Origin of the sequence: Psychrobacter sp. NG25 (assembly GCF_015234355.1) — a bacterium.
GTDB lineage: Bacteria > Pseudomonadota > Gammaproteobacteria > Pseudomonadales > Moraxellaceae > Psychrobacter.
This window is the reverse complement of sequence record NZ_JADGMV010000001.1, coordinates 599,463-611,884: the sequence shown is the minus strand read 5'-3', so window position 1 is coordinate 611,884 and position 12,422 is coordinate 599,463. Positions and strand designations below refer to the sequence as shown.

9 protein-coding genes are annotated in these 12,422 nt (G+C 42.3%); 1 reads left to right on the top strand and 8 read right to left on the bottom strand.

What is annotated here, in order from left to right; genetic code table 11:
- Window positions 1–277 precede the first annotated feature (277 nt).
- The 4 genes from thrC to fmt all read right to left on the bottom strand — a co-directional run bounded on the left by thrC (window position 278) and on the right by fmt (window position 5,019).
- Window positions 278–1,699, bottom strand: a complete 1,422-nt coding sequence (gene thrC, locus IPZ60_RS02535; RefSeq protein ID WP_194196278.1) for a threonine synthase — start codon at window positions 1,697–1,699, stop codon at window positions 278–280.
- A 50-nt stretch (window positions 1,700–1,749) separates the two neighbouring features.
- The gene (locus IPZ60_RS02530; RefSeq protein WP_194196277.1) at window positions 1,750–2,283 is read right to left on the bottom strand and encodes a hypothetical protein; all 534 of its coding nucleotides are present in this window, start codon (window positions 2,281–2,283) and stop codon (window positions 1,750–1,752) included.
- Window positions 2,284–2,292: 9 nt separating this feature from the next.
- Window positions 2,293–3,873, bottom strand: coding sequence for a transcription antitermination factor NusB (locus IPZ60_RS02525; RefSeq protein WP_194196276.1), 1,581 nt, complete (start codon window positions 3,871–3,873; stop codon window positions 2,293–2,295).
- Between the two features lie 75 nt (window positions 3,874–3,948).
- A complete protein-coding gene (gene fmt, locus IPZ60_RS02520) occupies window positions 3,949–5,019 on the bottom strand; it encodes a methionyl-tRNA formyltransferase (RefSeq protein ID WP_194196275.1) in 1,071 nt (356 codons plus the stop codon).
- 221 nt (window positions 5,020–5,240) lie between these two features.
- Between fmt and IPZ60_RS02515 the strand changes: the two genes are divergently transcribed.
- Window positions 5,241–8,081 (top strand): hybrid sensor histidine kinase/response regulator, encoded by a 2,841-nt coding sequence (locus IPZ60_RS02515; RefSeq protein WP_194196274.1) that lies wholly within the window; start codon window positions 5,241–5,243, stop codon window positions 8,079–8,081.
- Between the two features lie 82 nt (window positions 8,082–8,163).
- Here the strand turns inward: IPZ60_RS02515 and IPZ60_RS02510 are convergent, their stop codons facing one another.
- The 4 genes from IPZ60_RS02510 to mnmE form a co-directional block, all read right to left on the bottom strand.
- Window positions 8,164–8,838 carry a riboflavin synthase gene (locus IPZ60_RS02510; RefSeq protein ID WP_194196273.1) on the bottom strand — a complete coding sequence of 225 codons (675 nt, stop codon included), beginning with the start codon at window positions 8,836–8,838 and terminating at the stop codon, window positions 8,164–8,166.
- A 422-nt stretch (window positions 8,839–9,260) separates the two neighbouring features.
- Complete coding sequence (gene ribD, locus IPZ60_RS02505; RefSeq protein WP_194196272.1) at window positions 9,261–10,316, bottom strand: bifunctional diaminohydroxyphosphoribosylaminopyrimidine deaminase/5-amino-6-(5-phosphoribosylamino)uracil reductase RibD; 1,056 nt, start codon at window positions 10,314–10,316, stop codon at window positions 9,261–9,263.
- 80 nt (window positions 10,317–10,396) lie between these two features.
- Window positions 10,397–10,876 (bottom strand): transcriptional regulator NrdR, encoded by a 480-nt coding sequence (nrdR, locus tag IPZ60_RS02500; RefSeq protein ID WP_110922147.1) that lies wholly within the window; start codon window positions 10,874–10,876, stop codon window positions 10,397–10,399.
- An 84-nt stretch (window positions 10,877–10,960) separates the two neighbouring features.
- The gene (mnmE, locus tag IPZ60_RS02495) at window positions 10,961–12,349 is read right to left on the bottom strand and encodes a tRNA uridine-5-carboxymethylaminomethyl(34) synthesis GTPase MnmE (protein ID WP_194196365.1); all 1,389 of its coding nucleotides are present in this window, start codon (window positions 12,347–12,349) and stop codon (window positions 10,961–10,963) included.
- Between the last annotated feature and the right edge of the window lie 73 nt (window positions 12,350–12,422).

Here is a 12,422-nt window from a genome sequence, read left to right as displayed (position 1 = left end):
CGATACTTAAGCAAATAAGCCAGCATCAAGATCCAAAAAAACTATAGACTTAAATTTGCATTTATTGTGACGCCTAGAGGGCAGCTGTTCAGTGTAGTTGACTGGTTTTATTCCTAAAAAAGCGCCTAGCACAATGATGACTCGCTGACGCTGTTCCTAATATTACAATTATATCTACCATAACACAATCATAAACACTTTATTACAATAGTGTAACCTTTATGTGGATATTTTCTTTAGGTTTTCTATTGAATATAAGCTCACCATTAGCAGTGGTTTATGCAGGGTTTGGCGTGACATGCTGGCGAATTTGCTCAGCGACCAATTCAGCATTGTTGTCTAGCACGACCACATGCTGCGGCAAACTCTCCAATCCTTCGGTATGAGCTGGGCGAGCGATATCTATCTGACCGATAGCTTCAACGATGGTATCCGCAAACTTAACAGGTAATGCTGTTTCTGCACAAACAATGATTTCTCCCTCTTTTTGCAACTCTTTAGCGACCTTAATACCATCAGCTGTATGTGGATCGACTAGTTCACCATACTGCTCATACAGTGCTTTGATGGTCTGCAAGCGATCGCTGTGGGTAGATTTACCAGCAGCAAAACCATAGCGAGTATTAACTGCTTCCATTAGCTCAGATAGATCAAAACCTTGACCAGATTTCACCCCTTCAAATAATTCATGGACGCGGGCGCTGTCTTTCTCTAGTAGCAGATAAACAAAACGCTCAAAGTTAGAGGCTTTTGAGATGTCCATCGATGGGCTTGAGGTGATATAGGTTTTTTCAGTCGGACGCGGCTGATAAGCGCCTTGGTTAAAGAAGTCATTCAACACGTCATTTTCATTGGTTGCAACAATCAAACGGTCGATTGGCAGACCCATTTCACGGGCAATATGACCGGCACAAATATTACCAAAATTACCTGATGGTACGCTAAAGCTGACTTTTTCATCGTTGCTCGTCGTGACTGCAAAGTAAGCTTTAAAGTAATAAACAATCTGCGCTAGGATACGACCCCAGTTGATAGAGTTTACCGTGCCTAAATTATAAGCCGCTTTAAACTCAGCATCTTGCTGAAGTGCTTTAACGATGTCCTGACAATCATCAAACATACCTTCGATAGCGATATTGTGAATATTAGCATCCGTCAAACTATACATCTGCGCACGCTGGAACTCACTCATCTTGCCATGTGGTGACAGCATAAAGACTTCGACATTTTCTTTGCCACGTAGTGCATACTCTGCTGCACTACCCGTGTCGCCACTGGTCGCACCAATGATCGTAATACGCGCATCTTTTTTCTTAAGCACATATTCAAAGGCATTGCCTAAGAACTGCATGGCGACATCTTTAAATGCCAATGTCGGACCGTTTGATAATCCTAGAATATACAAATTATCTTCAAGCTTGCGGACAGGAACAATCTCGTCAGAGCCAAACACCTCAGTGGTATAAGTGCGTTCAATGAGGTCTTGCAAATCAGCCACAGGAATATCTGTCGCAAAACGCTGCATAATCGCCATCGCAAGCTTTGGATAGCTGAGCGTACGCCATTCATCAAGGATTGCACTATCGATATTCGGATAATGCTCAGGCAACATCAAACCACCATCTGGGGCAAGACCCATCAAAAGCACATCACTAAAATCCATTGGCGCTGTCTGACCACGGGTACTGATATATTTCATGGTTTATCCTATATAAGCTTAGTTTTATGTGACTTCAGTCAGTATAAGTATCAATTAATACGAAAATTCGTTGGAAAATCAATATCTACAAATTCATCTCGGTGTTGATAAGCTTCAGTAAAGTCCCTCATAAACTGACTGAACACCTTTTCAAAATTATCTTTAGCAAACGTTAATTCAGGTACAGTATCAAACCAATCTATAGCATCTGGGTTTTGCTTTTCGATTGAACCTGTAAGCAGTCCAAAACGCTTCCATACCACTTTATCATCGATAACATATTGCTCAGTGACAATGGTGGTACAAGACAAATCATTATCTTCAGGGCAGACTAATAATGGTACATAGCTAACATTACCATCACCTAACTGCCCTAAATAGTACCAAACAATCTTAGTATCGGAATATAAATCTAAGTTTAGACTCAACCCTAACTCTTCAACACCTAGATTTCTGAACTGAGTAGCCTTATCTATATACTCAGCAAGCCACTCACTAAATGCCACACCATCAACTGTGAGTTCTGAATGAAATACTTCAGGATTATAGTCTTGCTGAATATTAATCATAGAAAGGTTGTTCATGCTATTACATTAACTCTTCATCAACAATGCATAATAGAAACCATCGCCACTCGCGCTATCAATCGGTAAGCACTGACGACCGATGGCTTGTTCGATACCCCAACTGCATTCCTCGGTAAACTCAACCGCTACTGCATCATTATGATGAGTGATAAAGTCCTGCATTTGCTCGACGTTCTCTTGCTTTAAGATAGAACATGTCACGTACAGCAGATAACCACCAGCTTTGAGCTGTGGCCATAAATTATGCAAGATATCTGCTTGTAGCAATGCCGTTTGCTCGATATCTTCTTCGGTACGTAGAATACTGATATCAGGATGACGACGAATCACGCCAGTCGCGGTACAAGGAGAATCCAATAATATTGCATCAAATACTGGTTCATTTGTCGCTGCTTTTTTATTTTTTCCATGCTGCCATCTAGTCGCATCTGCGCAGACAATGTTCAATGCGATGCTGTTATCCGCTTGTTGCAAATCATGCTGACTCAGATTTAGACGCTGTAAATTCTCACGAATACGCTCGATACGTGGTGCTTCGTTATCGATAGCCGTTACTTTGATATCAGCAGTCACAGGCGACGTTTCAGCATTATCTTGTTTCACGTGAAACAACGATGATTCGTCATTAGCGCTTATGAGCTCTAACCAGTGAGCAAGCTTGCCACCAGGTGCCGCACATGCATCTAAAATGTGTAGCTCATTATTACTTTCATCACTGTCGCTATCAGTATTCGCATTTTCAGCAATGAGCTTAGCCATCAGTGCTTTATTAATGATTGGTGCAGCTAGCTGGGCATGCATGTCTTGGACGCTAGCAGTACCTAAAGCGAAATCCGGCAAAGCGTTCACCGCAGTGCTTTGATGTAGTCTAAGACCTTTGGTTGATAGCGTGGTAGTAGCTGCAGACTCTGACGAATTCGCTACCTTAAAACCAGTCGTTAGCTCAACGATATCTGCATCAATTTCTGCCCCGTCCAATGCATGCTGATAATCCTCTACCGAAGTAACCGCAGAATTCACTCGTAAAAACATCGGTGCTGGTTGACGCAATCCTTGTGTCAGCTCATCATACTGCTCGCTCCAGTCTTGCTTAAGCTGATAAGCGAGCCAGTTCGGTAGGCTATGCTTTTTATCGCACTTCTTACGGAATTTGCTTGGATTCTTAGCGACTTTACGCAAAATAGCATTTACCAAACCAGTCGAATGAGCAAACTCAATTTCTTTTGCAGCTTCAACAGTTTCATGAATCGCGGCATGGTCAGCCACTTCTAAGTACAGCAACTGCACTAAACCTACTTGAATGGTGGTACGCACCTCAACTTCGTCGATAGGGTTGTCTGCTAAGCTATCGAGCAAACGTGCCAGCGCATGCCACTGGCGTAATGTCGTGAGCAATAATGCATGGGCGAAACCTTTGTCACCATCATGTAGACTGTTTAGTAACGGATCAAGGACGCTTGAGAGCGACTGACCGTTTTGAATAGCCAGTAAGGTGCGAATCACACGCACGCGTACGCTACCATTCATAATAAGGTTGCTTGATGGTTTGAGCTTATTGTTTCTAGGCGCAGTACTATTTTGTCTCATTAAATTTCATTTCCTTGACGTATCATCGATAGCGTCTTGTGCAGATAGGGTTAACTATCATTAAGTTAGGTTCAGTTATTTTGATTCTGTCGTAAATTGATCGCCGTCATTTAATTGGTTGCCATGGCAAACTTGTTCGGCCGTCATGGGCTTACCACCTGCAAACTGCAAGTGAGTTATGGCTAAAGTCGTGGCCGATGACTCGGTATCATTATCCTTACCACAAGCGACTAAAATTGCTTTACGTCCGACGCTCACCACAGTCCCAGCAGGCTCGTTGGTTTGCTGAGATGCATTCACAGGCAAACTAGCCAAGACTTTGACACGTTGCCCTGCCAAAAAAGTATAAGCACCTGGCCATGGGGTCAGCCCTCGGATTTGGCGTTCAATAGCGGCAGCAGACTGCGACCAGTTAACTTCGCCTTCCGTTTTGACTAATTTCTCAGCATAGTTGGCTTGACTATCATCTTGAGCGATAGCTTGCGCTTGATAGGTAGATAAGTCTTTTAGCACCGTACTGATGGCTGTTGCACCAAGCGCAGCCATTTTATCGTGTAGACTGGCAGCAGTATCAATAGGATCAATACTAGCGCTGACTTTATAAATCATGTCGCCTGTATCCAATCCTTTGTCCATCTGCATAATAGTAATACCCGTCTCATCATCTCCAGCCAAGAGTGCGCGATGGATAGGAGCAGCACCACGCCAGCGTGGCAACAGTGAGGCATGGATATTTAAGCAACCATGAGTGGGCGTCTCTAATACACCGATAGGCAAAATCAATCCGTAAGCGGCGACAATCATGACATTGGGCTGGTAAGTGCGCAGAGTTTGCCTAGCGGCCAATCCTTCGGTGCTGGATTTTTTAAAGGTGAGTGGTTGCTCCACAGGGATATCGTTTGCGAGTGCGACCTCTTTTACCGCAGAAGCCGCCAGCTTTTGGCCACGACCTGCTTTGCGATCAGGCTGTGTGTACACCGCGACAATCTCTATATTTAGTACATCTTGCTGACTGATTAGTGACTCAAGACTAATAGCTGCAAACTCAGGAGTTCCAGCAAATACTACCCTCAATCGGCCAGTAGATAGAGGATTATGGGGAATAGATGGCGTAGATAGGTCTGAGGTAGAAGCAATTATAGTCATAATCATGCATTATATAAGGTTAAGTTGCTCATTATAGGTGAGTTTACAACGTTGTGCCATGATTGTAACCGTAGCAATGGGACGTTACTAATGACACCGTTTGTCTTTATAATAGCTAAAGAACTTAAAACCATAAGGAATTAAGCAAGCAAGCTACCTATTGATTCAAACTTACGATTCACTCACTATGTTTTTTCGTGTCGATATAGGACCACGTTTTCATGCAACAATTTCAGTCCTTAAAGCGCTTACTTATATTTTATGCACTGACGTTGCTAGTGATGCTAGTGCTGTATTACTTCACGCTTTTTCACGAAATAAAGACAAACAGTGAACAACAAAGTATCAATACCTTTTACTCATTACAACATGAAATCACTGAACATGCGGGCCCACTAAACCCTGAAATTGACAGATTTTTGAAGCAGCTTGCCTTTGAGGGTATCAGCTATCAGTTGGTGTTTATGATGCCATCTGGTCAGACTTATATTCACCGCTATACCCGTCCAAATGAGCGTGCTTTCCCTACCGTCAGCTTTCCCACTATTACATCGTCACCTATTGATAATAGTAGTCATAGCGCCTATAAGCTTAACAGCAGTAACTTGACAGGCACCATCAAGCTCAAAAGTGGTCATCAAATTTATATTATATTACGTCATAAACCGCTTATCATTGACTGGATATCTTACCGATATTGGTTACCGCTGATGACAGCGATTATACTTTTTGTGATCGCGTTACTCTATATGCTCAATCGCCGCATCAATTGGGAACAGCTAATAAGTTATACCGACAGCTTAAACAGTCATAAACAAGAGGTTTATAGCACCCCACCTTTTCTATATAAAAAATCCACGCCTGAGTTTTTGCGTTTGGGTCATGCGCTGAGCCGTGTCAGCTATCAACTACACAGTAACTATCGCCGTATAAAAACCCTCACACACCGTCTTGAGCGTTTGGTAAACCAAGCACCATTGCCGATGATTATGATTATGCGTCATGGTCAGATTAGTTTTTGCAATCAACGGTTTGACCAAATATTTATTTGTCCCTCTGAGAGTGACAAAACCTATGAGCTAACGGACTTCGTCGCAGGTAAAGATGAGTCTACTCAGTCGCTACTACAAACATTGTCTAATTTACGTGTCACTCGTACCTTGAGCGTTTATGGATTAAAGGATAAGCAAGCCTATCAATTAAATATCACGCCATGGTTCGGTGAACACGGACAAGTTCACGGCTTTACAGTAATTTTTAACAACATCAATGAAATTGTTAAGCAAAACGAGCAATTGCAGCAAAAAAACAAACAGCTGAAATCTAAGCTTGACGAATTCTATAAGCTCCGTCTTGTTATCGGTCATAAGCTGCGTGTACCGATAGAGGCAATGATCGATACCCTTGAACCTATCGATCCTAATAATCTAGATGCTAGGCAAAATAGGTCGTTAGATATTCTGATAAGAAACAGCCAAGACATGCTAACCTTGATCAATGACACATTGCATGTTGGCAATATTGAAGTTAGAAAAAGTCGACTGAATATTGAACCTGTTGATATTTATAAATTGACTAAGGAAGCTAATAATCTAGTCATCAATGATATAAGACAGCAGGGATTGGAGTTGATTTACTTCTTTGCCCCAGATTGCCCACGTTACATTGATACTGATGGTGTTCGCTTACGTCACATCCTATTAGATTTATTGAAAAATGCCATAAAATTTACAACTTCAGGCTATGTTGCGCTCACGATAGATCGTGTCACAGAAGAGCAGGTCAAGCGCGTAAATAACGACCGTGTCCTTCCTACCCGTAATACTATGATACCTACTCACGCGTCCCACTGGATTCACTTTAGTATAAAAGATACAGGGATAGGCATTGATGCTGATAAAAAAAATCAGCTCATCACTGTTTTTAATAAAGAAACCAATCTAGATAATAACAAATCAAGTCAAGCTACTGAGCAAGCAGGCACAGGGTTAGATAATGCCAATAGCTTTGCACAATTATTAGGCGGTTTTATCGAGTTGAAAAGTACGATGGGCAAGGAGAGTATATTTAATGTCTATCTCCCTTGCCGCCGCCCTAACTATCAACCGGTATATCATCAGAATCAACATTTAAGTGGCATCCACCTCATCGCTGTCATCGAGCAACCACTTGTTGCTGAAAATTTACAGCGATTGTGCAAGCACTTAGCCATCCCGATGACTATTCATACCGCTGTAGACTTAGCCACCTTAAGACAATTAACAAATACATTAGTACAGAACCAGCAGATGCTCACGCCTATCCTATTATTGGATTATGAGTACTACAAAACCATCACTTTAACTGATAATGATGACAACTCTCAAAATATAGAAACAGATATAGTAGAGAAGCAAATAGATTGGAAATATAAAACACTCAATAATAGCGATAAGCTTCAGGCTTTGAACGACTTGCTAGCGACGCCTTTATTACCAAAATTATTATTTAGCATGAAGCCTGAACGTCATATTCCGTCTGTACTATTAGACAAATATGATGGATTTTTGACCAAACCACTAGATGCTAACTTACTGGTTTCTGAACTGCTACGCTTAACGATATCATCTAGGCAAAAGCTTACAGCACCTATCAGCTGTGAAAAAGAGAGTAACCAACAACCAATAGACATAGCTGAACCAAAACCAGAAACCTTGTCACCACTTATTTTAGTAGCAGAAGACAGTCCAACCAATCAAAAAATAACCTGCAAAATATTGAGCAAACTAGGCTACCGTAGTGTTGTCGCAGAAGATGGTCAGCAAGCATTACACAAACTGAAAGAGCAGCGTCAGGATATTTCCCTTATCTTGATGGATTGTAGAATGCCTGTCATGGATGGGTTGCAGGCTACTCGTGCTATCCGTGCGCAAGATGACGATATTCCTATCGTGGCGCTGACGGCAAACAATGCACAAGAAGATCGTGATGCTTGTATGCACGTAGGAATGGATGATTTTCTATCTAAACCGATTAATAAGAAAGAATTGGAAGCCGTATTAGGTCGCTTAATAGAAGCATAAAAATCACGCTAATTGCAATTGAGTAGTATGTTATTAGGCAGCTACTCAATTGCTCAAATACTTATTTTTATATGGTTAGCGATTACTTCATAAAGCCATTATCTGCTAAGAAAGCTTCCGTAATCTGACTTTGTGGACTTGGCGCATTCATACCGCCAGTTTGCGACTTATTCAATAAACGCTCTAAATAGCGTGCAACGATGTCCACTTCGATATTCACTTTGTTTCCAACCAGCCAATGTTTAGCGATATTGGTCACTTGTGATGTATGTGGAATAATATTTAAAGAAACAATGTTGTCACGTACAAGGTTGGTTGTTAGGCTAATGCCATCAATCGTAATAGAACCTTTCGTCGCTGTGTAATGTGCCAGCTCTTGTGGTATTTCGATTTCAATATAGATAGAGCGTGCATCTTGCTGGAGCTTGCTTACTACCCCGACTCCATCTACGTGACCAGCCACAATGTGACCACCGAAACGTGTTGTTGGCAACATGGCTTTTTCTAAATTGACAATATGACCAGGTTTTAAAGTCTCTAATGCTGTACGAGCGATAGTCTCACGTGAAACATCAACAGAATAATAATTGCTACCGAACTCTACCACCGTCAAACAAATACCATTTGAGGCAATAGAATCTCCTAGCTTCACATCACTGAAATCTAAATCATTAGATTCTATTGTCAAACGTATATCACCGCCCGTAGGCTGCATAGATTTTACTTTTCCTACACTCTCTATAATTCCAGTAAACATATTGGCCTCATCTCTTTGTGACATTGCCGTTATCGACAATATATTTTAATTCATTCGTATTTTAGTGGTATCCACTCAGGCCAGGTTTTTAGTGAAACCTAAGCCAATTCTATGCTCAATATGGGATAACTTGTGGATAAGTAGTGATAAATCAACCCTTAGCAAGCCAAAACCCCTCGAGAATATCAAGTTATCCACAGGAAAGTAAAAATTGAGACTAGGATTAAAAAGCTAGGTTTGATAGTTAAGTCATTGATTTTAATATAATTAAATCCATTGTCACACAGAAAGAGAAATAATAAGTTCCATGTGAAACTAAGTTATACACAGTTTCATGTGAAACCTGAGCTATATAGCGCTACTTATCCACATTTAGCCCACATCAGATATAAATTATGGATAAACCCTTTATACTCAATGGCTTATAGAGGTAGCAGCGTTAACTTAAGATCAGAGCCTACCTGTTCATGGCTACTAACACTAAAACGTAGCTGCTCTGCTAAAGACAGCGGATTGAACTCGACCATCGGTTTGGCCTGTGCACCCAATAAACAAGGTGCTTGATAGACAATCAACTCATCCACAAATTGTTGGCTCAGAAAGCTGCCAGCGACGCTAGCACCAGCCTCTACCAGTACGTCATAACACTGATATTCACTAACTAAGGTTTTTAATAACGTAGTCAGATCCTCTGTACGCCAATATAGCGTACTGGGAAGACGACATAACTGCTGATCGGACTCTGGATTATGCGCTAGCCGTTGACGTCTATCTAGCACTACTACGAGAAGTGGTGGCACTTGCTCAGGTGAAACACCCAATTTTCCAGAACGTACATTGAGCTGTGGATCGTCTGCAATAACCGTTTCACTACCTGTAATAATCGCACCACTTTGTGCGCGTAGTTTCTGCACGTCTTCACGGGCAGCTGTTGACGTAATCCATTTCGACTCACCAGATGCCATCGCTGTGCGACCGTCCAAACTCGTAGCAATCTTAAGACGTACATAAGGCATCTGAGTACGCATCGCCTTTAAAAACCCACGATTCAATGCTTCTGCTTGCTCTGTCAGTACACCAACGACAACCTCAATACCAGCCTGCTCTAACAACACGACACCGCGTCCAGCGACCTGTGGATTAGGGTCGAGGCCTGCTATTACAACACGCTTTATGCCCGCATTAATGAGACCCAATGCGCAAGGTGGTGTACGCCCTGTATGACTACAAGGCTCTAAAGTTACATAAGCTGTGGCTCCTACTGCCTTCATACCTGCTTCTTTGAGCGCAAATACTTCTGCATGAGGCTCACCCGCTTTAGGATGAAACCCTTGTCCGACTACTTCCCCTGCTTGGACGATGACACAGCCCACTGCAGGATTGGGCCTTGTGGTATACAAACCTTGCTTCGCCTGCTCAATAGCAAGCATCATAAAGTAGCGATCTTGTGCATCTTGAGCATGGTTTTGAAGAGACATAGCGGTAGACTTAATCAATGATTGAGGGTTCTATATAAGAAAGTAAGTATTTGAGACCTGATTAATAGAGTAACTATGACTTATTTATCAGTTTCGTTCGATTGTTTTTCATTTGGGCGGATATTTGCAATCTCTTGATGAAAAGCATCTATATCTTGAAAGTCTCTATAGACACTAGCAAAGCGCACATAAGCGACATCATCTAGCGTTTTGAGCTCACTCATGATGATTTCACCTAAGACCTTACTACTGATCTCGCGCTCACCCATTTGTCTAACACGCTTCTCAATTCGGCTAATCATCGCTTCTTGCTCATCAATCGTGATAGGGCGCTTTTGTAGAGGCAGTAAGATAGAACGACGTAATTTTTCATTATCATAAGGCTCAATCTTGCCACTTGATTTGATAATTCTTGGCATCACGACTTCGACCATCTCAAAGGTCGTAAACCGCTCTTGACAACTATTGCATGAGCGGCGGCGGCGAACTTGTGCACCTTCCGCAGCAAGACGCGAGTCAATAACCTTAGTCTCTGACGCATTACAATACGGACAGTGCATCGCATTTTCCTTGTTTTAATATTGAGAGTAAAAGTCTTTATTTATGAGACCTATGCTAGATAAGTACATCATAGTAATACTCTGTTATTTACCAATACAAAAGCTACCAAAAATCTTACCCAGTAGGTCATCAGCACTAAACTCACCTGTAATCTCGCCCAGACTGCGCTGTGCTTGACGTAAGCTGTCAGCAACTAACTCTCCTGCTTGAAAGACTGTTAACTGTTCGTGTGCTTCGACCAGATAATCAGCCGTCCGCCTAAGGGCATCTAGATGTCTTGTACGAGCAATGAGACTATTTTCTGGTGGATGAAAACCCACTTTAGCACACAATGTTTCGACTAAATTATCGATGCCAATGCCTGTTTCACATGAAACATTTACTTGTTCATAGCCACGATTTTCTATTTTAGCTTGCGAAGTGGAAATAGTGCGCTCGCGTTTACTGTCGTTCAATAGATCACTTTTATTAGCAATAATCAATAACCGTTTAGCCTCTGGCAACTCGCCAAATAATTGCTCTGCAAGCTGTAGCGGTGTGCTTTCTTCCTCAAGATCACGGGTAACATCATAGACCATGAGTAGCATATCAGCCTGAGTAATGGCCGTGCGTGCACGCTCAATACCAATACGCTCTACTGTGTCTTCTGTGTCACGTAGACCTGCTGTATCAGTCAAATGAAGTGTGAGCCCATTAAGAACTACTGTCTCTTGCAGCGTATCACGAGTAGTCCCTGCTACGTCAGTAACGATAGCCCTCTCCTGACCCGCTAGACGATTGAGCAGGCTTGATTTCCCTGCATTTGGTCTACCTGCTAGTACCACATGAATACCATCACGTAGCAGCTGGCCTTGTTTTGCCGTTGCCAGTACTTGTTGTATTTTTTCTTGTGTTTGCTCAAGCTTATTTTGTATCACACCATCAGATAAAAAGTCTACGTCCTCTTCATCAGGGAAATCAATAGCTGCTTCAACGTGCAAGCGCAGATGAATAAGTTGCTCTAATAGTTGATTAATTTTTTGTGAAAACTCACCGCTGAGAGAGCGAATAGCACTACTAGCTGCCGCCGCACTGGTCGCATCGATCGCATCAGCAATAGCCTCTGCTTGAACCAAATCTAATTTGTCATTATCAAAAGCTCTATAAGAGAACTCCCCTGCACTGGCTTGTTTTGCACCCAACTCAAACACACGGGCTAGCAATTGGTTTTGCAAAATCATTCCACCATGCCCTTGCAGCTCAATTACATCTTCACCGGTGAATGAATGTGGGCCTTTGAAATACAGTACCAAACCTTCATCAATCACTGTGCCGTCAGCCTGATAAAATCGGCAAAAACTGGCCATACGTGGCGTAAAGGCAGACTTACCTGTTAAGGCACAGGCCATATCATACGCACGCGCACCTGACAAACGTATAACGCCGACACCACCACGCCCAAGCGGTGTTGCAATCGCTGCAATCGTAGCCAATCCAGCCGAGCTAGGTTTATCAGATGAGTGATGCGAGGTTGACGCGTTTTCTAGGGAATCCACTATAACTCTC

Coding starts and splice junctions, on each gene's coding strand:
- nrdR (WP_110922147.1), bottom strand. CDS start 10,876: ATGCACTGTCCGTATTGTAATGCGTCAGAGACTAAGGTTATTGACTCG.
- IPZ60_RS02510 (WP_194196273.1), bottom strand. CDS start 8,838: ATGTTTACTGGAATTATAGAGAGTGTAGGAAAAGTAAAATCTATGCAG.
- IPZ60_RS02525 (WP_194196276.1), bottom strand. CDS start 3,873: ATGAGACAAAATAGTACTGCGCCTAGAAACAATAAGCTCAAACCATCA.
- IPZ60_RS02530 (WP_194196277.1), bottom strand. CDS start 2,283: ATGAACAACCTTTCTATGATTAATATTCAGCAAGACTATAATCCTGAA.
- fmt (WP_194196275.1), bottom strand. CDS start 5,019: ATGACTATAATTGCTTCTACCTCAGACCTATCTACGCCATCTATTCCC.
- IPZ60_RS02515 (WP_194196274.1), top strand. CDS start 5,241: ATGCAACAATTTCAGTCCTTAAAGCGCTTACTTATATTTTATGCACTG.
- thrC (WP_194196278.1), bottom strand. CDS start 1,699: ATGAAATATATCAGTACCCGTGGTCAGACAGCGCCAATGGATTTTAGT.
- ribD (WP_194196272.1), bottom strand. CDS start 10,316: ATGTCTCTTCAAAACCATGCTCAAGATGCACAAGATCGCTACTTTATG.